Source organism: Tardisphaera saccharovorans (assembly GCF_046635845.1).
Classification (GTDB): domain Archaea; phylum Thermoproteota; class Thermoprotei_A; order Marsarchaeales; family UBA168; genus UBA168.
Window position 1 is genome coordinate 87,136 of sequence record NZ_JAQQXN010000003.1, and the last position, 25,405, is coordinate 112,540.

Annotated in this window: 19 protein-coding genes; 4 read left to right on the plus strand and 15 right to left on the minus strand. The window is 53.7% G+C overall.

The genetic code is table 11. The features are described 5' to 3' along the window. The first annotated feature begins 165 nt into the window (after positions 1 to 165). The gene (locus tag PRZ02_RS05985) at positions 166 to 1,620 is read left to right on the plus strand and encodes an alpha-N-arabinofuranosidase (RefSeq protein ID WP_449464926.1); all 1,455 of its coding nucleotides are present in this window, start codon (positions 166 to 168) and stop codon (positions 1,618 to 1,620) included. 96 nt (positions 1,621 to 1,716) lie between these two features. Here PRZ02_RS05985 and PRZ02_RS05990 read toward each other — a convergent pair whose 3' ends face one another. From PRZ02_RS05990 to PRZ02_RS06005, 4 genes are all read right to left on the minus strand, one after another. Next, on the minus strand, positions 1,717 to 2,193 hold the full coding sequence (locus tag PRZ02_RS05990; RefSeq protein ID WP_449464927.1) for a peroxiredoxin: 477 nt from the start codon (positions 2,191 to 2,193) through the stop codon (positions 1,717 to 1,719). 793 nt (positions 2,194 to 2,986) lie between these two features. Beyond that, positions 2,987 to 5,653: a beta-galactosidase gene (locus PRZ02_RS05995; protein WP_449464928.1), complete on the minus strand. Its 2,667-nt coding sequence runs from the start codon at positions 5,651 to 5,653 to the stop codon at positions 2,987 to 2,989. 21 nt (positions 5,654 to 5,674) lie between these two features. Next, the gene (locus PRZ02_RS06000; RefSeq protein ID WP_449464929.1) at positions 5,675 to 6,709 is read right to left on the minus strand and encodes a potassium channel family protein; all 1,035 of its coding nucleotides are present in this window, start codon (positions 6,707 to 6,709) and stop codon (positions 5,675 to 5,677) included. Between the two features lie 1,391 nt (positions 6,710 to 8,100). After that, positions 8,101 to 9,561 (minus strand): MFS transporter, encoded by a 1,461-nt coding sequence (locus tag PRZ02_RS06005; RefSeq protein ID WP_449464930.1) that lies wholly within the window; start codon positions 9,559 to 9,561, stop codon positions 8,101 to 8,103. 111 nt (positions 9,562 to 9,672) lie between these two features. On the opposite strand from PRZ02_RS06005, the gene PRZ02_RS06010 reads away from it, so the two are divergent. Both PRZ02_RS06010 and PRZ02_RS06015 read left to right on the plus strand, forming a co-directional pair. Beyond that, complete coding sequence (locus PRZ02_RS06010; protein ID WP_449464931.1) at positions 9,673 to 10,302, plus strand: hypothetical protein; 630 nt, start codon at positions 9,673 to 9,675, stop codon at positions 10,300 to 10,302. 33 nt (positions 10,303 to 10,335) lie between these two features. Continuing rightward, complete coding sequence (locus tag PRZ02_RS06015) at positions 10,336 to 12,810, plus strand: DUF5060 domain-containing protein (protein ID WP_449464932.1); 2,475 nt, start codon at positions 10,336 to 10,338, stop codon at positions 12,808 to 12,810. A 2-nt stretch (positions 12,811 to 12,812) separates the two neighbouring features. Here the strand turns inward: PRZ02_RS06015 and PRZ02_RS06020 are convergent, their stop codons facing one another. From PRZ02_RS06020 to PRZ02_RS06060, 9 genes are read right to left on the minus strand one after another with little or no spacing between them, the layout of a single operon-like run. Then, positions 12,813 to 13,424 carry an MBL fold metallo-hydrolase gene (locus PRZ02_RS06020; protein WP_449464933.1) on the minus strand — a complete coding sequence of 204 codons (612 nt, stop codon included), beginning with the start codon at positions 13,422 to 13,424 and terminating at the stop codon, positions 12,813 to 12,815. A 58-nt stretch (positions 13,425 to 13,482) separates the two neighbouring features. Continuing rightward, the gene (locus tag PRZ02_RS06025) at positions 13,483 to 14,655 is read right to left on the minus strand and encodes an MFS transporter (RefSeq protein ID WP_449464934.1); all 1,173 of its coding nucleotides are present in this window, start codon (positions 14,653 to 14,655) and stop codon (positions 13,483 to 13,485) included. Next, positions 14,630 to 15,271, minus strand: a complete 642-nt coding sequence (locus PRZ02_RS06030; protein ID WP_449464935.1) for a cyclase family protein — start codon at positions 15,269 to 15,271, stop codon at positions 14,630 to 14,632. The genes PRZ02_RS06025 and PRZ02_RS06030 overlap by 26 nt, the downstream gene beginning before the upstream one ends. A 20-nt stretch (positions 15,272 to 15,291) precedes the next feature. Continuing rightward, positions 15,292 to 17,640, minus strand: a complete 2,349-nt coding sequence (locus PRZ02_RS06035; RefSeq protein ID WP_449464936.1) for an ABC transporter substrate-binding protein — start codon at positions 17,638 to 17,640, stop codon at positions 15,292 to 15,294. 40 nt (positions 17,641 to 17,680) lie between these two features. Further along, the gene (locus tag PRZ02_RS06040; RefSeq protein WP_449464937.1) at positions 17,681 to 18,100 is read right to left on the minus strand and encodes a hypothetical protein; all 420 of its coding nucleotides are present in this window, start codon (positions 18,098 to 18,100) and stop codon (positions 17,681 to 17,683) included. Between the two features lie 47 nt (positions 18,101 to 18,147). Then, positions 18,148 to 19,293, minus strand: coding sequence for an iron-containing alcohol dehydrogenase (locus PRZ02_RS06045; RefSeq protein WP_449464938.1), 1,146 nt, complete (start codon positions 19,291 to 19,293; stop codon positions 18,148 to 18,150). Between the two features lie 30 nt (positions 19,294 to 19,323). Beyond that, entirely contained in the window at positions 19,324 to 20,634 is a 1,311-nt protein-coding gene (locus tag PRZ02_RS06050) for a thiamine-phosphate synthase family protein (protein WP_449464939.1), read from the minus strand. A gap of 21 nt (positions 20,635 to 20,655) precedes the next feature. Beyond that, positions 20,656 to 21,552, minus strand: coding sequence for a DUF362 domain-containing protein (locus PRZ02_RS06055; protein ID WP_449464940.1), 897 nt, complete (start codon positions 21,550 to 21,552; stop codon positions 20,656 to 20,658). A 23-nt stretch (positions 21,553 to 21,575) separates the two neighbouring features. Further along, positions 21,576 to 22,166, minus strand: a complete 591-nt coding sequence (locus tag PRZ02_RS06060) for a histidine phosphatase family protein (protein WP_449464941.1) — start codon at positions 22,164 to 22,166, stop codon at positions 21,576 to 21,578. Between the two features lie 70 nt (positions 22,167 to 22,236). Between PRZ02_RS06060 and PRZ02_RS06065 the strand changes: the two genes are divergently transcribed. Further along, a complete protein-coding gene (locus PRZ02_RS06065; protein ID WP_449464942.1) occupies positions 22,237 to 22,992 on the plus strand; it encodes a hypothetical protein in 756 nt (251 codons plus the stop codon). Here PRZ02_RS06065 and PRZ02_RS06070 read toward each other — a convergent pair. Both PRZ02_RS06070 and PRZ02_RS06075 read right to left on the minus strand, forming a co-directional pair. Then, positions 22,963 to 24,489, minus strand: a complete 1,527-nt coding sequence (locus tag PRZ02_RS06070) for a cytochrome b N-terminal domain-containing protein (protein WP_449464943.1) — start codon at positions 24,487 to 24,489, stop codon at positions 22,963 to 22,965. The two genes, PRZ02_RS06065 and PRZ02_RS06070, sit on opposite strands and share 30 nt — an antisense overlap. Before the next feature lie 227 nt (positions 24,490 to 24,716). After that, entirely contained in the window at positions 24,717 to 25,400 is a 684-nt protein-coding gene (locus tag PRZ02_RS06075) for a hypothetical protein (RefSeq protein WP_449464944.1), read from the minus strand. Between the last annotated feature and the right edge of the window lie 5 nt (positions 25,401 to 25,405).

Sequence of the window (25,405 nt, forward strand, 5' to 3'; positions counted from 1 at the left end):
CCTAGAAGATTACAATCTAAGGCACTATACATCATCATGTGATCCTCAAGTGCGTAAGGCCGATTACAACAGACGCTAATCAAAGATCTTATTCTATCGGGCTTGTTAATTAAGATTTATTCACCTATACGAAAGCCTAATAAAGCAGGAAATGCAGGAGTCAAGTTGACCGATAAAGCGGAGGTTTTCGTGGACATTAATGTAAGGTCTCCTCTCAGCAAGGGAATTTACGGCCAGTTCATAGAGCACCTCGGCAAGTGCATATACGGAGGGGTGTGGGTCGGGAAGCAAAGCCAAATACCGAACGTGAAAGGCTACAGGAAGGACGTTCTCGAGGCGGTTAAGGCCCTGCACCCCCCTCTTGTCAGGTGGCCCGGCGGGAACTTCGCCTCAGGCTATCATTGGCTTGAAGGCGTTGGAGGAGATAGGCCGAAAAAGTTCGATATGGCTTGGGGCGCCGAGGAGCCAAACGAATTTGGGACAGATGAGTTCATGGAGTGGGTTAGGATGATCGGGGCTGAGCCCTTCATAACCGTCAACGCTGGCAACGGAAGCCCAGAGGAGGCAGCTAACTGGGTTGAGTACTGCAACTCGAGCAAGAGCACTAAGTACGCGGACTTGCGCAGGAAAAACGGGCACCCCGAGCCCTATAACGTTAAGTACTGGAGCATCGGAAACGAGCTTTGGGGAAGCTGGCAGATAGGGCATTGCCTGAGCGCGGAGGAGTGCGCAAGGAGAACCGTGGAGTTCGCCAGCGAGATGAGGATGGTGGACCGCAACATAAAGATAGTGGGGGTTGGAGGAGATGCGTGGTGGCGCGGCACCGGCGACCTGGAATGGGACCAAGAGGTCGTGAAGACGGCTGGAAACTACATCGACTACCTATCCGTGCACAGGTACATAAACCCGAGCAGCTACGAAGATCTCATGGCAGCACCTCAGGGCATCGAGGAAATGCTTCGCGCCAAGTCAGCGGCCATTCAGTTTGCGAGGACAAAGTACGAGATAAAGAGAGACATCGGCATATCCTTCGACGAGTGGAACGTCTGGTATCCAGTAGCAAAACCACCGCTTCACGACCAAGGAACTTCGGTTGCCGACGGGGTGTTCACGGGTGACACGCTCATAGTGCTGGAGAGGCTTTCCAAGCTCGTGCCCATCGCGACCTTCGCGCAAACGGTGAACGTGCTTCCGCTCGTAGTTACAAGAGATGATGGCCGCATGTACGTCAACCCGCAGTACCTCGTGTTCAAGATCTTCACCGAAAACGCGGGAAATACCGCGCTGGCCACGGACGTGATCTCGCCTCGCTTTTACTCGAAGGAGCTTGACAGTTGGGTTGAGTACGTGGACGCCTCGGCCACGGAATCTGGTTCCACCATATACCTGCACGTTGTCAACAAAAACAAGGACGAGCCCTTGGAGCTTACCGTTCACCTAAACAGGGAGAATAACTCCGCGACACACTTGGTGGTTTCGGGTGAATCCGAGAACGACAGAAACGACTTCGACGAGCCCAACAGGGTTAAGGTGGAGGATGTAAAGGACATGAGGTTAGAGAACCAGACCGCGAGGGTAACGCTGAGGCCTCACTCGGCTAACGTAATAATGCTGAGCTGAGCTTGGCGCTGCGTTTTTTCGCGCCCGGCATGCCTTGATTACACTCACCGCACGACGAATACCATCAAAAAATTGAGGGCTCAAAAGCCGCTCGACTCATGAGCCCTTGCGCACGTTCGTGATCACCGACTCTATCTGGGAATAATCGGGTTCCTTGCCCGGATCCTCGCTCACCCAGCTGTATGCTATGGTACCGTCTGGTGCGATCACAAACACGGAGCGCTTCGCGGCCACAAGCCCCTTCACGCTAGCGAAATCGTGATGAAGACCGCCATATACCGAGCTTACCTTTTTGTCGAAGTCGCTAAGGAGATCGAAGTTAAGCCCGTTGTACTTCTTGAAAGCCGCAAGTGAAAACGGGTGATCCACGCTTATGCCAAGTACAATGGCGTTTAGCTTGTTGAACTTGGCCATGGAATCGCGGAACGTGCACATCTCCTTGGTGCAGACAGACGTGAACGCCCCTGGGAAGAAGGCCAGAACCACGGTTCTCCCGGAGAACTGCGACAACGAGATCGTCTTCAGGTCCTGATTTGGTAGCGAAAAATCCTGCGCCTTATCTCCTACTTTCATGACAACGTTATAAGCCGGTGGTTTTTAAACCGCACGCGCCGATCCGCGACTAGCGCTGTGCGGCACGCAAATTGACGCGGGGAGAACTCAAGCTCTTATTCGCGTATCAACGCAGCTTCGGAAACGGCGCGGAGCGCGCGCACTTTAACGCAAACGCCGCATTGAGTTATGTCGCCTTACGCGGCCACGGGAGCGGCGCTGATAGCGCAAGCGTAACGCAAGGGCAAAACTTCGTCTTTTCCCGCCGTGAACTTCTTCTGATGGAGCCGCTCGGTACAACTCTCATCTGTAACTTCTTCGCGAATCCGCTGATACCCAAAATGTGCCATATGACGAGCTATATCCGCTATCCAGACGTTAGGAAAGGGGCGAATCGCCCTGATCCTGGTTGTTATGATGGGAAAACCTGGATCGGTGGCTTTCGTGGCCACCGCGCATGACGTTTTTCCGAGGCGTTCCACTGAAGCTTTACCGTAAAGCCGTTTTTACTCGTGCAACAGTGTTGGGCAAGGCGGTACTCATCGGCCTTTACCCGCTGAGAGAAAGACCTTTGGCGTTCAATCCCGAAATCAGGTGTCTCAAGGGTCGCGATGAAGGTCCTGCCAGATTTATGCTCCTCGCGGGCTGGAATAACGGTAACGATAGAAAACCCTTTCAAACGAGGATTCTTCGTCGCGTTCATGCGACACCTGATCTGCTTGCTTCATTACGCGCTGTTCGCGGCGTCGCTAACGGCTGCTAACGCGGTCATGGGTCTCATCAACGCCCCCGTAGCGGCTTAGGTAAAAAGCGCTTACCTGTGGAGCTTGACTTTTTTGGCCGAGAAGTAGGAACCGAAGGCCACCTTGACCTGAGCGTTCTCACGTGTGGGCAGGACTATGAGCTTCAGCTCGTTGTCGCCTTTCTTGAGATATGGTTCGGGAAGGTAGAACCTCTTCTGAGAACCTATGTCGTAGTAGTGGCCAACCATCTGGCCATTGAGGTGCACCTCCGCGACAAAGGGACCGTCAAGCTCAACGTAGAGGGGAGAGATCTCGTCACCGGTGGGGTCTTGAGATAGGTCAAAGGTGATGGAAATGGATGATGGAGACGATGCCGTGAAAGAAAGGTCGCGAGAAAGCTCGCGCCACTCTCCCTCCCTTAGCAGGCCGACCTCGTACCCTTGAGCCTCACCTTCCCATTGCGTTAGCTCAACGCCACCGAAAGCGGGGCGAACCTGACCAGAAGCCGAATAGACCGGAGAAGCTATCACGAGCGTGTTGACGCCGGCCTGCGCTTGCCCGTAAACGTACGTGTCGAAGTCATCGTTGCCCTTTCCAAGGTAAACGCGATTGCCGTTCAGCATGACGGCGACGGGCGCTCTTTGATCGCTTATCCTGAGCGTTATGGGACCTCCTTCCGATTCGAACTCAACCTTCGAGTAAAGTATGATGAGAGGTGACCTCACTTCCGGTAGGGATTCGGACCAGTCCTTCGCAGCGCTAAGCTGCTTCTCAAGGTCCTCGTTTAAAAGCTTTGAGTAGTCGTTGAAGGTAGCGAGTCCAGGCTGATACCTGTAACCAAGGTCGACGTAGGAGTGCTTCCAGCTTGTCAGCTTCCTCGTGCCCTTCTTTCCGTACAAAACAGGGGATACAAGGCCGCTCTTGTATGGCACGAAGCTCCACTCCGGGTGGTTTGGACGACCCGTGAAGTCGACGAAGAGGGTCAGGTTTCCGGGCCCTGCTTTCCCCTCGAGAACACAGTAGCCAGAACTAGCGTTGCCATCGTAGGATACGGCGAAGTCGTTTACAACCGCTGCGTAATCAGCCTGCTTCGGAAGCGATGTGGAGTAAGAGAGTATGGCCCCGCTCCATAGCCCAAGGTCTTCCTCGCTGGGAGGGTTGTCGAAGTGACCCAGAGGTTCAACTATGAGGGGAGCTTGCGTTGTGCTCAAAACCCTCGCGCTTACCGGTAATGGGGAAACGTAGGCGCTTAACTTCCCGAGGGCCAGTTCCGGTATCCAGTCCTTTAACTGGAAAGGCAGGTAGAAAGTTGAGGGCCCGGTAAGCTGGGCGGTTATCCCCGAACCGTCAGCATCCTCCACGTAGTAGGCATCGCTTACGATCGGGTACCCGAAGTCCCATGTGCGCTGCGCGAGCTTTCTGTCAAGGATTAGGACCCTCTTGCGGCCCTCCGCCTCCACTAGGCAACCGCTTACGCCGCTGATCTTACCCGTTACCGAACCGCCCTCCTGCTCGACGCCGTACTTCGACACCACGTTACCTCCGTTTAACTCGACCCTGAAGTTCTCTCCCTCGTCGCCGAAGAAAATGACCGTGTCGTCGTACACGCCAAGGAGGTCGATGTTGGAGCTAACGCGCATCCCGCCAAAGTTAAGATCGTGAACCGTTATCCTCACGTCCCTTGCCGGAACCCTAACGTCACCGTCTAGCCACTCCTGGTCCGAGTTATTTATCCTAAAGGCAAAAAGCGCGCCTCTCGCCTCCCTTACTATCCTGATCCTGCCGTCATCGAGCTTCTCTTCTGAGACCATGCGGCTTCCTTCCAGGAGCGGAGCGAGCTTAGCGACCGTCTTCACCTCATAGTATCTGTCGCTCAACTCTCCCCATTCCCTTACCATGGCATCGTAGTCATAGGTAGTGGTCATCCAACGCCCGGTCCACCTTCCGAAATTGGTACCGCCGTGGAACATGTAGAAGCTTATCAAGTCGGAACCATAGGCCAGCGCCGTGGCGAAGAGCATCCTTGTCCACTTGGCTGGTATGGGCCCCCTTTCGGTGGGCAATGGCTTGGTTATCTTTGAGAACCAACCTCCCTCGTACTCCATTATCTTTGGAGCAAAAGAGGGCTGAGTGACGGCGATGTCCTTTAGCTGGCCCACGACCGAGTCGAGCTTCCAGGGATCGGGGTACATGTCCAGCGTGTCTATGAAGTTCGTGTTTCTGGCAAACCTGTTGGCATTGGTGTAAAGATCGACCTTTACGCCGCACTCCCTTGCTATCTTAGCTAAGGCCTCATGGTAGGGGATGTTACCCCAGAAGTACTCGTTCTCTAGCTGAACACCTATTACGTTCCCACCGTTTTTCGCGTCGTACTTGGAGATAAATGACAACACCATCCTTAGCCAGCGATCTGCGGGACCCATGTAACCGGGATCAAGGGAGCGCAGCTTGGCTCCACTTGAGCTTATCCAAGCCGGATGGCCTCCGTTATCCCACTCTGCACAGTCATAAGGGCCTACTCTCGCTATGGCATTAAGTCCAAGCTTCCCTATTTCTTCAATAAGAAAGCCCACGTCCCTCTGCTTCGAGAAGTCAAAAATCCCTGGGTATAGCTCGTGAAAATTCCAGAAGAAGTAAAGCGTGACGGAATTGAAGCCAGCCCTCTTGAGCTTCTTAAGGCGATCGATCCACAGCTCTCTGGGCACCCTAGGATAATGAACCTCACCGCTAATTATCATAAAATAAAATTGTGGCGATATTTAAGCTTTATAATCGACAGACTTAGCGTTTATTAAACCTATCTTTTCACGAAACGCCTCTAGGCTGTTGTGATCGGTTAGGACGTACACAACGTCCCCTTTTCTGAGCGTTTTCCCTTCCAGGTCATATATTATCTCATCTCCGCGCTTGACAAAAAGTATGGGGCAGATCCCCTTTAGATCTTTGTAATCCACGCCGTCCCTTTCCACGTTAAATGAAGCTATATGCCTGAATCCAAGGGAGTTGTTCAGGAACACGCCCTCCACTTCATCCGATATGGCCGAAAGCGCAAGGACGTTGCCTATCAGCTCGCTAGGCACAACTACCACGTCCGCGCCGGCGGTCTTCGCCCCTTCCACGAGTTCCTTATCGTTGACTATGGAAACTACCCTTATGTTGGGGTTAAGCTTCTTCGCGTTTAGTATCATGAGGAGGTTGTCGCCATCGTCGTCGAACGTCGTTATTATCGTTGATGCCTTCTCGACGCTCGCCTCCCTAAGCGCCTCATACGTGTGCGTTATGGGCGCGCCAAGAGCGGGTATGTTGTCCTTTCTAAGCGCGTCGAGTTGCGTCTGATCGCGCACCAACACCACAAAGTCAAGCCCAAGCTCCCTGAGGTAGTCGACCACGTACTTTCCCAAGAACTTATATCCTCCTACAATGACGTGCCCTTTCATGGTCTTTGCCTTCAACTTGCTCGCCTCCTCCGCTAGGATCTCCTTTCTGACGGCTGCAGAAACCGTGCTCTGGACTATCGACGCCGCCAACCCGACGCTGACTATGAAGATAACTATAAGCAATATTTTTTCCAGCGGAGGTATCGTGACGAGGTTGGGCGCGTAAAGGCCTATCGTGGTTATCGTGGAAACCGATCCCAGGAGCGCCGTTAGGAAATCCAGATGTTGGAAGTACATGAAAACAACGGTGCCGAAACCGAACATAATCGCTAAAGCTACAAGCTGCATCCATATGCGCCTCACTATTAGGTACGGCGTGTAAAACAGCAGGTAAAGCGCGGAGCCGAGCTTGCTCATGATGCCTTTCTGGGTACGGCTTTAAAGCCTGACGAATCGGCACACTTTTACGCGTGGGCCCTGCAAACTGGGTGTTAGAATTAGTAAAAAATGGAAAACAGAGAGGAAAAATTTACCACGATTCTAAAAAAAGAGAGAAATGAAATTTTTATTTTCACTGCTGTTGCGGTCCCTTCTTGCCGCGCCTGCTGAGGGCGAGACCGCCAGCGTAGTAAGCAGGGCACCCTGTGGTTGCTTGGAGTTGTGACCGCTGCAGGCATGTGACCGAGTTCGGGTTGACCGTACGTCGATGTCAACCGCGCTCGACCCAACGTTGGCGCCTGCTATTTTTGGCGAATAGCACCTGCGACCCCTTGCGGCCTTCGCATGAACGATAAGGCTGTCTGTTCTGGCGAAAGGTCCTTGACTTTGCCTACTTGGGCGCCTTGACAAAGAACGCCGCCGCACCCAAAGGCAGACTCCACGCTTCACGGGACGCCGATAACGATGATGAGACGCCAAGGCCGGCGCCGCGCTGCTATTGTTGGACTCAAGCGACGACCATTCGGTCGTGGTCTTCGTTGCCGCGAAACGTGCTAGCTAATTGCGCCATAGATCGCCGTCAAGAGGGCAAATAGGGTGCATTTTCCCAGCAACTGCAGGCGTGCAACAGAGCAAGATACAATGAGAATTATTTATGGCGAAACGATGATCGCACCTCTGACGTGTAGGCTAACGGGCTTACAAATAACGGGGATCCCGTTAGCTAGCTTGCAATAGCGGTAAAAGCGATAGCATTCCAGCTACTGCGGAAGTTGTACTCGTGAAAGGCGATAAGGATCTGCTCTTGATCTCAACGCAGTTCTCAGAGTAGGAGCCCAGTAATCCACGAAAGATGGCTAAGGTGTAGAAAGTTTGCGCCCATGGCTTCCGAAGGGCAATTGAACATTTGGCGGCGTTAAGTCCTGAAGCGCGGTTGCAGCAAAGGCCGCGCTTGTCTCATCCCGCGAGCACCTTGCCCGCGCTTTGCGGGAAGGCGCCATCGGGCAATGGGCCTACGGCCTTAAGTAGAAGTTTTTGCTTTTCGCGAAGAACAAACCCATTCATGAAAACGGGATTTTACCTCTCCCCAAGCTCGAGTTAAAACGCGTAAACCGCCAAACCAGTGCCAAGCCGGAAAGGAAAATTTCAGCCGAAGAGTTAAAGTGCATAAGGGGCGAGTTGCTCGGAAGCGTTGTGAGCGCAACCCTGATTCACGCGTGCCTATCCCAAGTTCTCGTAAGACTACCACCTCACAAAAAACGCCACGCCTCTAAAATTTAACCTTCAGGTAAGCCCTTGCCTCATGCCCTTCTCCAAACGTTTAACCGGCGAAATTTTAAGCCCAGATCTCTTGCTCGTATCCTTAGCACTTAACGCGCATTAGTTTGATCCGCCCGCGATTCTGCCATGGGAGAGTGAGATGGCCTAAACGAAGACAAGATCATGGCAACCACGCTGATGACCAAAGAGAAGTAGAAGGCGAGGTGAAGGCCGTACTCAAAAGAGGAGAGGTTAAAGGCCTTATCCTGCACTCCTCCACCGTATATCATTATCTGCATCAGGTCGTTAACCGAGACCCGGCTTATGAGAAACGGGAAGGAGACGGCAAGGCTCAGCATGCTGCCAGTGTTCCTAAGCATCGTCCTAACACCCGAAGCGATTCCCCTCTTGTGAGGGTCCACCGAGGTCATGACGGCATTGGTGTTCGGAGACTCAAATAGCCCTCCTCCCGCTCCCATGATGGCCATGTAAGCCGCTAGGTAAGGATAGGGCGTCTGCTTCGTTATGGTGGCCAGAAAGAGAAGGCCGATCGCAGTTACCCCTAGCCCCGCCGTGCTTAAAATCCTTGAGCCCCACTTATCTGAAAGCCTGCCACTTACGGGCCCAACGGCTAGAAAGGCCAAACCAAAGGGAATCATCATTATACCCGCTGATAGCGGAGTCTGCCCATAGGGACCCTGAAGGAAGAAAATGAGCAAAAACATCACTGCTCCCGTGGCTATGCCGTTGAGAAGGTTCGATATGTTACCCAAGGCGAAAAGCCTGTTCCTGAAAAGCGAGAAGTCTATCAGCGGATACTTTACCCTCCTTTCGACGTAAACAAATAGCGCGAAAAACGGCAAGGAGCCGATCAGGAGGAACACGGTGTAGATCTCGGGAAAGCCGGGAAAAGCTATGAACGTTAGGCCGAGCAACATCAGCGTGAGCCCTGTCAAGAGCAGCACGTTACCTACGAAGTCAAAGGACTCGTTCTTAAGCGGCTCAACGACCTCTCTTAGCCTAAAGTAGGCCCACGGAACGGCAAATATGGCTATGGGTATATTGAAGAGAAAGACCCATCTCCAGGATATTGCCGTAAGCATGCCACCAACCACTGGGCCGGTCGTGAAACCAGCTATCCCTGCCACTTGGTTGACGCCAAGGCCGAGACCTACCTCGCCTTTCTTGAATGCATCCGTGACAATGGCCACGCTGTTAACCATGAGGAAGGACCCGCCAACGGCTTGAATTCCCCTGAAGGCTATGAGCTCCACCCCTGCGACCGCCCCCTTTCCCATGGTCATTCCGCTGAGCAAAGATCCAAGGCCGAATATGGCAAAGCCCACGTTGTAAAGCTTCTTCCTGCCCACTATATCCGCGAACCTACCCAACATGGGCACGAGGGCAACCGTGAGAAGCATGTAAATCAATATTATCCACATGGCAAAGAAGAAGTTCAAGTCCAGGTCCCTCATCATACTGGGAAGCGCTATCATCAACGCCGAACCTTGCATGCTACCAAGTATGGCGCCAACCGTGGTCACGCTCAGCGCTGTCCACTTGTACTCCAAAATTTATCGGGATCCAAGAGAACTCCCTTTATTAACTTTTTGAGTCCAAAATTTCCAAGGATTTACCCCATAATCAGGCACAAGGCGTTTAGCTTAAGGGCGCTTTTTTTCATGGAGGAGCTGGGCGACCTCGTAAAAAGGCTGGGCAAGCCCTATTCGGAGTTGCTGGGAATCGACCTCAAGAGCGGAGACGAAAGGGAAATCTTCAAGTGGTTCCTCGCGTCCCTGCTTTTCGCTAAACCCATAAGGGAAGAAACCGCTATCAGAACCTACAGGTCCCTGGAGACCGAAGGCCTTGTGGATCCAGACTCGCTGCTCGCCGCGGGTTGGGCCAAGCTAGTCGAGGCGCTCGACCGCGGCGGATACGTCCGGTATGACTTTTCGACAGCGACAAAGATACTCGAGGCTACCAAGAACCTCAAAGAAAGGTACGGAACCCTGAGCGCCCTTCATGAGAAGTCCACCGACGAGAACGACTTGGAACAAAGGATAAAGGGGCTAGCAAAGGGTATAGGCGACGTTACTGTTTCAATATTTCTCAGGGACATGAAGATAACGTGGCGTGACGTGAGGGAGAAGCCCACCCCACTTTTAAAGGCCGGAATGGAGGCCTACGGCATTGAGGACTGCGACGCAGCGGCGGGGCAACTCGGTGTAGATCCCGTTATGCTTAAGACCGCGCTCAGCAGATTTGCTAAAGAAAATAAAAGAAAAATGAAAATAACCTTGAACACAAGCTAGATAGACTTAAAAATTCTTTCAAAATACTTACTCATGAAGTACGCGCTCATAACGATTTTTCTGTTGGTCCTGATCCCGGTGGCCAGCGCCTCAGGCCAGGGAACGAACACGCAGGCCACGCTCGGATATCCAATCCTGCTCAAATTCAGGGCGTCCACAAGTTACGAGAACCCGCTTAACACTACACAGGTCAACGTGACGGCGTTCTTCTCAAGTCAGGGAAGTAGTTTTTCGTTGCCATGCTATCCCTACGCCAAGGGAATTTGGGGGGTAAGGTTTACGCCAACCGCGCTTTCCACATACACCTATAGGGTGGTGCTAACGAACTCCTCCGGCGCCTTCGTAATAGGCGGGGGAGAGATCTTGGTAAGTGCCGGGCCAAAGCCCATGCCGGAAGCGGAAGCCGGCAAGAGCTACTTCCACGCGGGAGGTAGCCCGCTCGTCCTCGTAGGAGAAGACGTGGCATGGGCCTCATCGCCAGGAGATTCAGCAGGCGGCTGGGAGTACTACGTCGGAAAGCTGGCCAAGAATGGAGGCAATTGGGTAAGGCTCTGGAGCCCTTACGCTGCCACTTGGTTCTCCGGAAATTACAGCGCCATGCTGGACTTCGCACTCAAGAATCACGTTTACGTTCAGCTCTGCCTTTTCAGCCCGTACACGGATCAAAGCTTCTATGAGGGACCTGAGTGGTTTAACGTTGCCCCTGCTGCCTTCTTCTCCTCGCCGAAGATGATAAAGCTCGAGGAGTTCTGGATAAGGAGCCTCATAGGGAAGTACTCCGCATTTCCAAACCTGTTCTCGTGGGAGCTCTTCAATGAAGTGGATGGAGCCCCAGGCTACAACTCGACCGCTGTGGCCGCTTGGACCAGGGCCATGGTCAGTTACATAGAGAAGAACGACCCCTACCGTCACATGATAACCATAAGCGTAAGCAACCCAGAGGAGGGCTTTTCGCTCTTCAGCATACCTGGCATATCTTACGCTCAGCTCCACCTGTACGGGTCCGGCCCTTACGCGATACCGAGCAACATAAGCTACTGGGTTGGACAGTACATGTCATTTCACAAGCCCATCTTGGTCGCAGAGTTTGGCGCAAGCTACATAAGCGCCGTTAACGACCCCGTCGGAATATCGCTTCAGCTTGGGTTGTGGTCTGCCGTCGCAAGCGGCTCGGCCGGAACGGCCATGACCTGGTGGTGGGACAGTTTCGTGGACCCAAACGACCTGTACTTCCAGTTTCAAGCGGTACGCAACCTCGTTTCCCAGCTCAACTTTTCCGGGTTTAGGCCACTGGATGTCTCGTCAAGCTCCGGAAGCGCTGAGGCGGTAGGAAACGGGACGGCCGCCCTCATCTTCCTAGTTAACTCCTCGCTAGCCAGCGACTGGGCGAACTACTACGAGCTAGGCAGGGCAACTTCGGCAAAGGTGGCGCTAAGAATGCAGCCGGGCTCTTACTGGCTTGAACGCTGGAACCCGACGACTGGAAGCGTCACGAACGCGTCTGTCATAACGGTGGGTGAAAGCGGAGCGGCTAGTTTCTCCTTGTCCCTCAGCTCAGACGCCGTGATCACCATAACCAAAGATCGCGTAAACGCAACGCCAGCATCAAGCTCCTTCGGAACGCTTTCGTTCTTCTCAACAAGCGCCGTCCCGGTCTACATTTACTCAAGGGATCGCTTGCTAATAGAAGAGGTCAGGGCCAACGAACGGGGAACCAACGTATCTTTGCCCTACGGGTATTATCTGGTTAACCAGAGCAAGGTTGTACTCGATCACCAGAGCTCTCCGATGATCTTTTACTACAGCCCCTTTATCGCTTATTCCACGCTTACGCTCAGCCAAGCCAAGGTACCCGAGGGAGAAGCGCTAACCCTCACCTGCGCGCTCGTGAGCGCCAACGGGACGCCCGTAAGCGGAGCCCTCGTAAACTTCTACGCCAACGGGACGCTGGTGGCCAGCGCCAAGACCAATGGGACAGGGCTGGCGTCCGCGGCTTACGCGCCATCATCGGAAGGCAAATACGTGATCACTATAGGACTTCCCAATTCAATCATTTCGCCGTTGATGCAGATCCCACACGAGATCCTAACGGTGACGCTGCCTCAGCTAACGCTGACGCTTTCGGCATCTCCCAACTCAACGATCGTTGGCAGTTCTGTAACTTTGATCGCGCATGCCGCGTATGTCAACGGGACGCCCGTAAGCGGAGCCCTCGTAAACTTCTACGCCAACGGGACGCTGGTGGCCAGCGCCAAGACCAATGGGACGGGCGACTCAACGCTGACCTACAAACCACCTTTGGGGGCAACTCGCGTAAGCGCGATCTTGGATGGTGTGACATCCACTACCTCGATCTACGCCTCTGGTGCCTCAGCAGCCCTTTACCTTTACGCGATAGCCGTTATCGCAGCCTTCATCGCGATCGCTATCGCTGCCGTTGGCTACATCCTCAGGAGGAAAAGGCAAGGCATGATGCACAACAAGAGCTGTGCAGGGCGCCCGCCCTGAACCTAAACGCGCAAGGGCTTTCCGTGGCCTGGAAGGACGGTGATCGGCGAAAGCGACGTTATGGCCCTCAGGGACTCCCGGGCTTTTTGCACGTCAAGCGAGTACCTCTCGTTAACGTAAAGCGTCCCGTCTCTCTCAAAAGCCGCATCCCCTACGAAAGCAAACCTTCCGTCTGCCCTTTCAAGCAAAATCGTTATGCTTCCCGGCGTGTGACCAGGCGTCTCGATTACTCTCACGTTAGGAAGGGTCAATCCAGTTACGTCGTTGATCAGCGGAACGGGAGGGGCCTTGAAAAAAGGCGAGAGAATACTCATGAGCCTGTTCTTGGAGTACTGAGGCCTCTGACCAGTTATAACGGGAATCTCGTACCTGTGAGCATAGACCGAAGGACGATACAGGTCGAAAATGACCTTTAATCCCCTTATGTGGTCTATGTGAGAGTGCGTGAGGATGACGGCCGTCGGCTTTATCCCCTTGCTCTCGTAATAGCTCAATACCTCTTGGGCTGACTTATCGAAACCCGCGTCAACCTGGACAACCGCGCCGTCCACGGCGAAAACGTAAACGTTTGCGTTGGTTCCGTCTATCAGGTCAATGCCCTGAGCGACCTTCATAAAACTCCGGCGTGCTGGGTTTTAAACCGCTCGACGTCCGCTGCCTTAGCAAAGCGGGTCACGCATGCGCCGTCTTCTGCCTCAGCGACCTCCCCGTCACGACTTGCGTTGCCACAGCAGAGACGATGCCGAGGACGTCAACACTACCCCATAGCGCCTCTGGATAACCGATTAAGCTAGACATCAGAGCGCTTCCTATGGAGGAACCAACGGACCTCGCCGAACTGCTCACGACCCCGTATATGCCCATGTAGCTTCCCCTCTTCTCGGGTCTTGCCAGCAAGTTCGCGATGGTCATCAGAAGGGGCGTGCTTATGTCTTCTCCTATGGTCATCACGAAAACCGAGAACATGACGCCGTAAAGCCCGCGGACGAAAGCCAGCATCATGTAGCTGATCCCGTAAAGCATGAGCCCCGCGTTGACCCACTTGACCGGGTCCTTTGGCGCCAAGAAACGCGATATTGGGTACTGAAACGCGACGACCGTTAAACCGTTCACTAAGTAAAAGAGACCCAGATCAAGGAAGGAGAAGCCGTTCACGGTGTTCTCGAAAACGGTGAGGGTGAGGCCGAACTGCGCTATGAATGCAAACACAAGCACAAAGGGCAATATGCTCAAGGCGTAACGAGAGTCCCTCAGGGCGCTAAGATCGAACCCAGCGCGCTTTACGGGCTCTTGCAGCCCTATGAAGAGCACCATGGCCGCCCCTATGAGGACACCTGCGATCATAAAAGTCAAGGGATAACCCACATCCTCAAGCAAAAACCCACCTACCAGAGGGCCAAGCGCCCAGCCCATGTTAATTCCCATCCTCGCTATCCCGTAGCTGGTCACCAGTCCCTCCTTGTTAACTCCAAGGTCGCCTATGAAGGTATTATAAGCGGAAAATGAAATGCTGCCGAAAAAAGTCTGAGTGAGAGCAGCAACGCTAAACCAAACGTAGCCGGGAAACGCCAACGCCACACCCATGAGAAAAAGGAACAGCGCGCTCATCGATTGACCAACTATCATGGTCCTCTTCCTTCCGTTCCTGTCTGAAAGAAGCCCTCCTACCAGTTGGCCTCCAGCTCCCAGGACAGCAAGCACGGCGTAGTAGGCGCTTACGTACGCAAGCGGCATTCCCCTGAGGTAGAGTATCAGTCCTGTAAATGGGCCCACCAGCGCCATGGGAAAGGTCCTGAAGGTGCCCAGCAGCGCTATTCTCCTAATGCTGCTGTGCGAGTCCACCATCGCTTTCTGTACCTCTCGATATCGCTGCCCTGCAAGGGGCTCCGTCTTGCCCCATCTTCAAAGGAAGGCACACAAAGTCGTGAATTCCTGGTTTTGCTTGGGCAAGGTTGAGTCCCTCCACTATGGCCACGTCATTACTCATCAGTTCCTTGTGGACGTCAAATCTGGGCGACCCAAAACGCTCCACGGAAAGGTAGTCTATGCCCACGACCTTGACCTTGTGCTCAACGAGCTTGCGCGCCGCACCAAGCGTTAAGTAGGCATAATCTCCGTGAAAGCGATCGTAAAGGTAGGAATTTTTTGTCTTGAACAAGACCACGCGGGGACACGAAGGGGGAATTGCGTCCTCACCGATCTCATCTCCATGTACCTCTACTACCAGCGCCTTCCCTATAAAACGATCCAGATCGAACTCGCTGATTTTTTTCCCATTGGGAATCATGTGATAGGGCGCATCCACGTGCGTTCCGGTGTGCGTTTCCATGAGCACGCGCATTATGTGAACTCCGTCTCTTTCATGAGTCTTAAACTCGTATTCTTCGTAAGGCAGGTCCCCCTCGTACGTGACCATGCCAGGCTCTAGGTCAACGCTGACATCTATCCAGCTGGACTCCATGGGGGCATAAGGGCACTCGCTTAAACGCTTTCCCAGGGAACAGATCCCTGTGGCGTCTCGTCTTCTTTCTTTCTGTCAGGGCGCTCGTTCCTTCTTACCGCCCAAAATATCCCGAGCCCCACGGCAACTGCCCCGATTAGGTAAGGAACCCAGTAGAGGGAACTGGCGGCTTCCTGAGATATCACGGTAATGGTGACGGACCGCGATACGCATGACGGACAACTCTCCATAGCTGCCGTCAAGGTCGCGTTGCCAGGCGTTTCGGGGACCCAGCTCAGCTCCGCGACGCCGTTGCTCGCCGTAGTAGCGGATCCTATCCATGTACCGTTTGACATGAAAATAACCGTAGCACGAGCCACTGGCGTGCCGTTTGCATAGGTGAGCCGCGCGCTCAGCCGCACCGCGCCTTTGGTCCTGACCGCCGTTGCGGACGCGCTTAAGCTCAGCGATATGACCATTGGCTTATAATGCGAGGAAAGCTCTGAGGGTAAACCCATAAAAGCAGCAAAGCGAGGGCTTACCGACCTCTCAGATATCGCCACCGCCAAAGGAGACGGGAAGCCCTGCGGGCCTATGCCAAAAAGCGTGAACCAATACAGGACCGTGTCCTGGCCAACGAAGAAGGGATTTATGCCAGGATAAAGCACCGTCTGGTAAGTCAGGTCCGGGAGGCCGCTCAGCCAGCTCACGTTGTACGCGCGCTGATCGAACACCACGCCGTAGAAGCCCGCAGCTATGGGTATGTTTGGGATCTCGTAAGAAAGAAAAGCGGCCAGCTGAGAAAAGCTTGCGTTGTAAGCCGCGCTCATGGGTTCCTCAAGCATCACGCGCGAGTACCAATCGTTAAAATCGAAGTAAGATAGCGTGCCGTTTGGCCACTGGAAAGGATAGGATTCATTGGGTGACCAGCCCTTACCGCTAACGTACTCGAGGTCATAAGGCCACCAGTTTCCCGCGATCCAAGCTGACGAGAAGCTCCTTGCCTGATAAAGTGGAAGATACCATATGGCTAGCTGGAATTGACCGGCGGGCAGGGCGACCGACTCGTAAGTTGAAAGGTCCTCCGATCTGGTCGTCGTCACTATGCCAAATTCCGTAAGCTGTGATGCTACGTTCTCTCCCATGGTATCCATGTCAGTCCACTGGGAGGGCAGCAGGAGCGTGAGTTTGAACTGTTGCCCCTGGGGAGTATACCAAAGCCCTCCCATCCTCTTAAATCCCAGCGATAAGAGGATTTGAGACGCCCTGGCTGGGTCGTAACTGAAATTTTGAACGTAAGCGTCAAGCCACCGAGGATACGCTGAGTAAGGCGCGAAGCCGATCGGGATCGATTGAGGTTCGTAAACCCTTAGGCCGTCCGCGTTCCAGGAGCTAACCACCTCTGTCCTGTTGATGGCAAGCGCCAGTACCAACCTCACCCCGGTTAAGTTAAGGGGATAAATGGCCGGGTTGACCAGGATACCCCACGAATTGTACGCGGGTTGCAGCTCTAGCGCGTATCCCGTGGTCTGAAGCACTTGGTACTCGGCCGGGGATAGGTCTGAAACCTCCCAGTTAATGCCTGTGGGACTGACGTCATCCATGGTTTCCCCCACGCCCCCAGTCCACCATATCACGACCTCCCTGTAATATTGCCACGTGTGATAGGGAAATACGGTGCCCCATCCGTATAGCAACGACGAAGGCTCTAGGTGCCATATGACGTACGGAGGGAGCACGCTCACGTAATAGGGCCCAAGGAACCATGGAGGCTGAAGAAATGACTCAACCCTTGGGCGCAGCGCGATGAGTTTCGCTGAGGTCGCGTTCTGAACCTGATTTAGCAAAGTCCTCCAAACGGAATAAGGCGTGGAGATCTGAGTTGAAAGGATGAGGTCGGGCAACGTGGGAGACCACGTCGAAAACGCGAACTCCACCGCTGTGGCATCGATGACCCTGATTCCACTTAAGTAAGGAGAGTACCACCCAAACACCTTCCAACCCAAGTAAAATTCCGTGTAAACGTCCCATGCCGTGAAGGGAAGCGTGGCGCTTCCGTTGTACCAGTACAGCCCCTTCCTCAGGTAGACCAACATGGTGTCGTTACGCGGAAACTCCGCGACGCTCGTCGCCAAAGCGGGCAGAAGTGCGTTAGTGAAGGGATTGTAAAACATGAGGGGTAGGTCAGGGCTCTGTGGGGTCGTGGTGACGTAATTGTTGGGAGAAAAAACGTTCCAAACCGGCATAGTACTTGTGTAAACCAGGGTCCCGCTGACGGCGGCCATGACCTTTGGCAGCTCCTGTGCTGAGCTTGCTGAGCTCGTGGCGCTGCCTTGAAAGAAAGCCAGCAAAAGAACCATCACTGGAATTATCGCGCTGAGTTTCGCCATAATCAAAGCCATGCGTGAGCTTATTTGCTCTTCTCTTTTCTCATGAAAAGGCCCGCGAAAGCCGCCGCCTGCTCAAGGCTCCGTAGGCAAAAACCGCTCCAATGGCCACGTAAGCACTCCAAAGAAAGGCAGCACATCCCATAAGCGCCAAGGAGACAGCCTCAATAAGCGTGATGCATGAAGAGCAGGCCAGCATAAACACCTCCTTTGACTCCGCAGGGCCACTGAGAAATCCATACATGCCAAAACACATCAATACTATGCCGACGACCGCCTCTAGGACCACGGCAAGAACTGCCCCGAAAAAATAGAGTGAATTGGGAAAAGCAGCCGGCGCTCCTTCGGCAGGAAACCTCGCGAAGGAAAGTCCTTGAACAAATGAGGCTGACTCAAGAGCAATCCCAACTAAAAACAAGCAAGCCAACGGAAGCCTGCGCGTAAGACCCAGCGTGCTCTTCATTTAAAAGAAAAAAAGGCCGCATATAAACGTTGCCTGAGTTCGAGCTCTCAGAGGCTCTTTATAAATATATCCCTAACCATGTCCTCCGTTATGGGGACTAGATCGGGTCCTGGTAGCGCCCTGTTCCTGACGACGTACTCGACCATGGATGGAACATCGTCCTTGCCAAAGCCGTGATCAGATAGGCGCTGGTCAAAGCCAACCTTCTCCTGGAATTGCCTCACCGCGCTCTCTGCGCGTTCTGCGTCATCGGAAGTTGGCTTTATGGTTGGATCGAAAAGCGAAAGCACCGCCGCCGACTTCACGGGACTAAGCTTATGAGTGTAGTACGCGGACCTTGGGCCAAGCATGGCCAGTCCAGCACCGTGAATGACCTTGGGGTTTATGCCGCTGACCACGTGCTCGAGCGTGTGGATCACGTGCGTTCCGGCCATGTCTATGGCTACCCCCGCCACCATGGAGGCGTAAAGCAGCCAGTACCTGGGCTCCAAGCCCTTGAGGTCAGCAAGGGACCTCGGAAGCCAATCCCTTATCTTCGATACCGCCTCGCGCGAGAGCATCTCTACGTACGGTGATGAGCTAAGGCGCGTCGCAGCTTCGTAAGAATGATAGAACGCGTCAAGTGCCGTGTAAATGGTCTGATCCTTGGGCAAAGTGATAAGGTACCTCGGATCGTCAACGCTGGCCGTTGGATAAAGGGATACCATCCCCCTCTTTTCCTTTCTTTCCGGATCGGATATCACCGAGTACCTATCGACCTCGGTCCCCGTCCCGTGCGTGAGGTTTACGGCAAAGACGGGAACGCCGGTCAAGACATGCGACCTTCCGTAGACCACGTCTGCTACGTTGTTCCCGTTGAGCCTAGCTATGGCGGCAACCTTCGCGGCATCTATAACGCTTCCTCCGCCTATGGCTATTATGGCCTGAGCGCCGTGCTCCCATGCAAGCCTCGCAAACTCAACCGTTTCTTCTATTGTGGGATTCGGCGTGAACTTATCGTAAACCTCGTAGGATATGGAGTGCGTCTCGAGGAGGCCTGTGATATCTTCCAGTGCACCTGATACCTTAGCCGCGCTCTTACTGGTAGCCAACGCAACGCTCGGAAAGCCCTTGAGGTGAGACTCGAGCTTTTTGACGGAAAGCTCTCCGAAGTACAGCCTTACCCCAGCGTAATCCATGTCGAAACTTATCATGGTTAAGAGCATATCTGCTCATATAAGCTTTCATTTTTTCTGGTGAAGAGCCATGCACAACGCGTCTAGGACTTTAATTGCCTCATCGAAATCCCGAAACAGAAGAACCACGTTCCCCTCTATGCCAACGTTCGGTTCTTCCACGTACGCGTCTGCGAGCGCTCTGGTTTCCTCGATGAACCCAGCAAGTGGACAGAAGGGATCGTGGCCCTTTGTCTCGAGGGGATGTATTCCCGCGCGTTCCAGGGCAGCTATGATGTCGTCAGAAAGCCTTACGTTCAGGGCAAGGTTCTTGCTTAACCCCAAGCGCCTGACTTCATCAAGCACTTTAGCTACGTGCTTGGATGCGCCATAGGAGGGCCTCCCGGCGCGGATGCCCTTTTCGGCCCTCGTTATCCTGCCGTCAACCCCTGCGTATCCCTTTGGCGTCCAAAGGGCCACGTTCATCCCAACCTCAGGAATTAGCTGGGCGATGCAAGGAAGCCTAGACAGGCGCTTGATGAAAAATGAGTACGCGTTAAGGTACCTGTCATAGCTTGACGCTGGAAAGCCGTACTCTTCATAGGTGCTTCCTATTTGGGGCATGCTGAGCCGCTCGCCTCCGACTCTCCCTAACTCCCAGAACTTCATTCCCTTTGACCTGCATTTGCTCGCGAACTCCGAGGCGTAGTCATCGCGTACTACTGCCACAACGCAACCATACGAGGGATCGCTAAGGCTTCTTACTTTCCTCAGCTCTTCCATAGCAGGTCCTTCCGTGAAGCCAAGGTCGCCGGTGACGTCGTAGATCGCCCTTTGAATTCCCCCCTCCGAAACGTCATGAAGCGCCTTTACGTCCATGCGTACCAGTTCCTTCAAGATCGGCACGGGCGTCAACCTTCTCCAGTCAACTTCGACTTCTCCCTGCGCCGTTAACCAATCTAGCCACGCGGATTCTAAGAAGGGCTCACCAAGGAGGTAAAGCCTATCTCCCGGAGACGGGTCCTTTGCCTTTCTTATCCTCTTTCCCCAGGCCGTGACCGCGATAAGCGGCAACTCGATTCCCTCATAAGCCCCGGTATGCCCGCCGACTACCCTGATTCCAAAACTCCTCGCTTCCGCCCGTACAGCTTCAACAAGTTCTAATGCCTCCTCAGCCCTCCCTCCGGGCGGGAGCAGCACCTCATCAACGGCGTAAACCGGCTCCGCAAACGAGGAAAGAAGGTTGCCGATGGCGTAAGAAAGAGAAAAGAAGGGAAGGGTATCCTTCGGCAAACCTATGGCAGGCGCGGTGGAAACCACGAGATCGCCGGCCTCGCCCGAATCCAGCGGCCAACCCTCAGGACTCGCCTTTCCAAGCATGAATTTCTCAAACGGGAGCTGTTACGCCTTTTCGTTGTTGGCTTCGTTGTTGGCCAGCTCTGCCTTCCACGAAAGCTGATCGAGGTACGAGCGGTGCGGCGTGAACTTTGTGAACGTCCTTGAGAGGGGCTCACCCACCGGCACCACTTCGCCGGCGAGACCTTTCAAGAAGTAGAGATATCCGACGTCATCGGGATTAAAGCCCATTGCCAAGGTTACCAAGCGATCCAGCGCAGCGCAGTTACATGAGGCAAACACGTAACCCCATCTCTTAGCCCTGCCAGAAACCGGCCCATCTCCTTCCATGCCTTCGATGCCGTCGACAACTCCGCAACAAGGACCCATGGCCGAAAAAAGCTTAGCTATATTGCGATTTATGGCAAGGTAGCCCGTGTGCATGGAAGACTTGTACCCTTTCCTTATGGCTCCCATCACAAGGTTCTTCACGGTGAGCGTGACCACCACGGTATCGTGGGTCTTAGGGCGGACCGGAGATAGCTTCAGCACCGACCTGTCGAACATCACCGAGGGAACCGGGACTTCAAAGCTTTCCCCGCGCTGATCGCTCAGCTTCACGCTTCTCGCTTCCATGGAATCAAGGTCCACGAACTCGATGCTGGGAAACTCGTTCTTGAGCTCATAGTAGCCGAAGTTCCTAAGCGCGTCCTCGAATCCACCCACCGCAGGTGACTCGGCCACAAGAACCTCTCTTGAATCAGAGAAATCGTACAGGAAGCGCAGCACACCGCGCACCGTCTCGACTGGAGTCGCGCTGAGCTTCACCCTCGTGGACACGAAGTTGGGCTTTATGAGAACTTTTCTGATTTTCCTTGGAAAGTCTTCGGCCAACAGCCTAAGCGCGGACCCAACCGCAAGCTCGTGATCTTCAGCCCTCACCACGGACACGCGAGAAGCCATAACGCTATCTCTCCCAGGGTATTTTAAGGTGTGGGAACGCAGTTCAGGCTTATGAGTTGAGGGTCTGATGCCGGACATATTTCCACCGCCGTTATGGAACCGTTAAATATCCTTATCTTCCTTACTGATGGCCCCGTTATGCCGAGGGCCAGAGACACAACAGACCTTATGGGTTCCAGATGGCTCACCACAACTATGGGGCCTGGCCCCCAATTCTCGCCCAGCGCCGATATCATCCTCTGCCTTATTGACATGAACTTTTCAATGCCGTACTTGCTGGCCTCGTCGAAGTAATCCGTGTACCAATTGGGATCGGCTTTCGCAAATTCCTCGTAGTTCTTTCCTGCCAGCAAACCAAGCCTCGCTTCTCTGAGCCTCTCCTCCACCCTTACGGGAGCTCCCGTGGCGGCGGATATAAGCTCCGCCGTCTCGCGAGCACGAGTAACTGGGCTCGTTATTATGAGGGTCGGCTTCACCTTCCTTAACCACATCCCGGCAGCCGTTGCCTGCGCCCGACCGACCTCGGTCAAGCGGTACGCGGAGTGCTCGTCGTCCGGAAACAGGCTCTGCACGTTGTTCTGCGCCTCACCGTGCCTTACCAAGTAAGCTATCATGACTTTAACCGCTCTACCATTTTATGCTTGGTGCTTACGAAGGCGTATTAACCCCTGCAACTATCCTTTCGTGGCAACCGAGGACCCAAAGTTCAGGCGGTTTCTGAGGCTGACTGGGCTGTCAGCCGAAAAGGCTCAGCCGGTTTACAGGGCCTACGTGCAGGCCGGAGGCGACGACGTCGATGCCCTTGCGGAGCTTATTGATAGGGTAAAGTCTTGCGATCCAGCCCTGGGCATATACCTAGCTAAGTGGGGCCCTTCAGTACTCGAGGACGAAGCCACGCTCAATGCGGTGTTTGCGGCCTACGCCTACGCAAAACAGAGGGGGATAAACACCATCGAGAAGCTTCCCACCCAGCGGAAGTGGAGCCTTTCACAACTCATGCCAGAGGCCTCACAATGGATAGCAAAGAGCGTTTCAAGCGCGCCGAGGGCAACGCTGAGCAGCACCATTTACCTTAGCCCCATGAAGCCCATATCCCTCGTGGACGCCCTTCAGAACCTTTCGCCCAAGGCCATCGACGCGCTCAGGGCTCTTGAAGAGCTTGGCCCCATTTACGAGCCGGACGTAGCCAGGGCGTTAATAAGGCTTAAGTTGGGTTTTGACTACGCGTGGAAGGAAACCCTATCTTCTCTTGACGACGTTAACCCGGAGGGAAACTTCTCTGAGGAACTGAGAGAGCTTTACCTAAACCCATCGAGGAAATACCTCGGGAAAGACTTCTACGACTGGATCGTGGAGCTTTGCTACTCTGGACGGATAACGTACAACTCCGAGAGAAACCTCCTTTACGTGCTAACCGCCTTTCGCGACAGGTTCCTTTGATCTCGGTCTCATCTCTGGGATCGTGAACCTGTTCCAGAAGAGCTTGTACAGGTGAAGCGCGTCCGGTAAGTCCCTGAGACCTGGGATCCACGGCAACAGGATCAGAATCAAGAAGAGCGCCGTTACTATGAGTTCGTTGTACAAAGAATGCCAGCCGGGCACGCCGTCTCCCCATGCCTCTAGAACATCATAGGGGGCCATCCAGTAAGCCCCGATTTGCCAAGGCTCGACGTTGTACTTGATCATCCCCATGTACTTCTCGTTTATCTTGTACTGTATCCCTTCCACATTGTGTATGAGCCCCATGTCCGTTAACAGCCTTATCTCGTAAGTCTGATCGAGACTACTGTGATCGTAGGTCTCCGACGTCAGGATTCCGCCGTAAATCCCGTCCATGGCCAGCTTCGTGAGATCTGCTGCTACGCTCTCCATGGGGTTTGATGAGTTGATCGCTTCATCAATGGAACCGTTATTGGCAAAGTACGAATAAGCCGCGTTTATCTGATCGACCCGTTCAGGGGCAGGCTCGCTTAAAAACCTCGAGAGCTCGTTGGTGGCTCCAGTCAAGTTGACGTACCTTTCGTAAGGCCCAACGACGTAAACCCAAGTGGTATTAACGTAGGTCATGGGATCTGAAGAATCAGAGTAGGGGTTGACGAAACCTATGGGACTCAGCTTCATGTATGTTGCCGTCCCCGAGGTGCGATTGTACTCGAGTATCAAGGTCGAGGCGAACAGATCGGGATAGTGCTGAGACGCCCAAGTGGTATTGAGCGCGGGGACGAAGGGATTAGCCCAAAGCGGGCCCAGGCCCACTCCCAACGCCACCGCAATGACCAAGATCGCCCCTGTCCTGACGAACATCTTCTTGTGATCCGCTTTCACCATGGAGTACTTGACGTCATTCCTATGAGGGAGGCTAATGCCTCTTTTCTCAACCAAGAGAAAGTGGACACCCAGCAGCAATACTAGCAACGCGGGCACCACCATCACGTGCCAACCGAGGACGGCGCCGAAATTCTCTGGGTTTATCCAGTAGCCAAGCAAGAGGGAGTTCCAGAAACCAGCAGCGCTTTTGTCGTTGTACTGAGCAACGACCGTGTTGTTAAGCCCCACGCCAAAGGCATAAGTTATAAGCGCAAGGACAAGCATGAGGGCGCCCACGACCCACGTGTCCTTCCTTTTCTTGAAAGCGGATGTCGAAAAGTTAACGAGCACGTGAAGGAAGAGGAGAGTTATGAGCAGCTCCGCTGCCCAAAAGTGGATTTGGCTAACGTACATGCCGACCGTGGTGTAATTCCACCAATAGGGGCCGAATAGGAGCATTATCCCTCCCGTAAGGCCCAACAGCAAGCCGAGCGCTATTATGTAGAAGCCAAGCTGAAACCAGAAGCTGTTTCCGTAAGACGGGACGTTCTCAATGTAAAGCGATCTCGCAAAGGACGAAAGCTCCGAAACCAAGCCCTTCCAAAAAGGGCGCGACTCATCGCTTGCCAATATGAAAAGCTATATGACCACCGCTTTAAAACCTATCGGCAGACTCACTTCGTTAAATAATTCGCTTGAAATTTTATTAAGTGCAATTATTTCGTGAACAAAAAATCAAGGAAATTTAAGATGTTATAAAAATCGGATTTATCAGAAAATCAATGGCTAAATCCATGGGCGGTTTTCGCATATTCAACTGTGCGAAAAGGCTCACCTTCAATTAAAACCGCGGTCAATCAGGCCAAGTCCGCAGGAAACTTATCCAAGACGTCGCGGTGCCTTTCGTAGTATTCCTGCTGCCACTCCTTGAACTTCCTCCTCTTCTCCTCTTCGTGCTTCTGCCTTTCCTTCTCGTAATCTTCTCTGACCTTCTTCCACTTCTCGGCATCATATCCGTAGGGAGGCCTATCCCTGATCTTAGGAGGGTTAAACGCATAGGAGTAAAACTCGCGGTAGTAATCGTAATCGTGCTCCTCGACACTGAGTGGCTCTATCCCTTCCGCGTGAAGCTTTGCGACTATGGCATCGAGATCGGTCTTGGGCCTCAGGTTCTTGGCGCCTTTGGGGTTATATATGACGGTTATCTTTCCCGTTACGTAGTTCACGCTGGCCTTTATTATGGCATCATCGGTCATGAGCTTGTACTGGAGCATGGCCGCCCTTCCCTGATCTCCCAGATCCGCCCTCTTCACGGCTACAACTGCCTCTCTAACGATCCTGTATGGTACGTGATACTTCTTGCCAAGCTCCTCAATCAGCTCATCCTCGTAGGAAGCTCCGGCCTCAGAAAAGGAAAGGGTCTCCTTGTGCTTTCCGATGGCGCGCGCGTTTATCCTAATTCCCACCTTTGACGTCTCTTCCACGCCCTCGCCGGTCGCATCCGCCTGCTTCTTCTTCTCCGAGTCCTGGACTTCTGACACGTTCG

What these genes read in the sequence shown, in the direction of transcription:
- PRZ02_RS06060 (WP_449464941.1), bottom strand. Translation starts at nt 22,166, where the DNA reads ATGATAGCTTACTTGGTAAGGCACGGTGAGGCGCAGAACAACGTGCAG.
- PRZ02_RS06000 (WP_449464929.1), bottom strand. Translation starts at nt 6,709, where the DNA reads ATGAGCAAGCTCGGCTCCGCGCTTTACCTGCTGTTTTACACGCCGTAC.
- PRZ02_RS05995 (WP_449464928.1), bottom strand. Translation starts at nt 5,653, where the DNA reads ATGATAATTAGCGGTGAGGTTCATTATCCTAGGGTGCCCAGAGAGCTG.
- PRZ02_RS06035 (WP_449464936.1), bottom strand. Translation starts at nt 17,640, where the DNA reads ATGGCGAAACTCAGCGCGATAATTCCAGTGATGGTTCTTTTGCTGGCT.
- PRZ02_RS06030 (WP_449464935.1), bottom strand. Translation starts at nt 15,271, where the DNA reads ATGGAGTCCAGCTGGATAGATGTCAGCGTTGACCTAGAGCCTGGCATG.
- PRZ02_RS06040 (WP_449464937.1), bottom strand. Translation starts at nt 18,100, where the DNA reads ATGAAGAGCACGCTGGGTCTTACGCGCAGGCTTCCGTTGGCTTGCTTG.
- PRZ02_RS06020 (WP_449464933.1), bottom strand. Translation starts at nt 13,424, where the DNA reads ATGAAGGTCGCTCAGGGCATTGACCTGATAGACGGAACCAACGCAAAC.
- PRZ02_RS06050 (WP_449464939.1), bottom strand. Translation starts at nt 20,634, where the DNA reads ATGCTTGGAAAGGCGAGTCCTGAGGGTTGGCCGCTGGATTCGGGCGAG.
- PRZ02_RS06025 (WP_449464934.1), bottom strand. Translation starts at nt 14,655, where the DNA reads ATGGTGGACTCGCACAGCAGCATTAGGAGAATAGCGCTGCTGGGCACC.
- PRZ02_RS05990 (WP_449464927.1), bottom strand. Translation starts at nt 2,193, where the DNA reads ATGAAAGTAGGAGATAAGGCGCAGGATTTTTCGCTACCAAATCAGGAC.
- PRZ02_RS06015 (WP_449464932.1), top strand. Translation starts at nt 10,336, where the DNA reads ATGAAGTACGCGCTCATAACGATTTTTCTGTTGGTCCTGATCCCGGTG.
- PRZ02_RS06045 (WP_449464938.1), bottom strand. Translation starts at nt 19,293, where the DNA reads ATGATAAGTTTCGACATGGATTACGCTGGGGTAAGGCTGTACTTCGGA.
- PRZ02_RS06055 (WP_449464940.1), bottom strand. Translation starts at nt 21,552, where the DNA reads ATGGCTTCTCGCGTGTCCGTGGTGAGGGCTGAAGATCACGAGCTTGCG.
- PRZ02_RS06010 (WP_449464931.1), top strand. Translation starts at nt 9,673, where the DNA reads ATGGAGGAGCTGGGCGACCTCGTAAAAAGGCTGGGCAAGCCCTATTCG.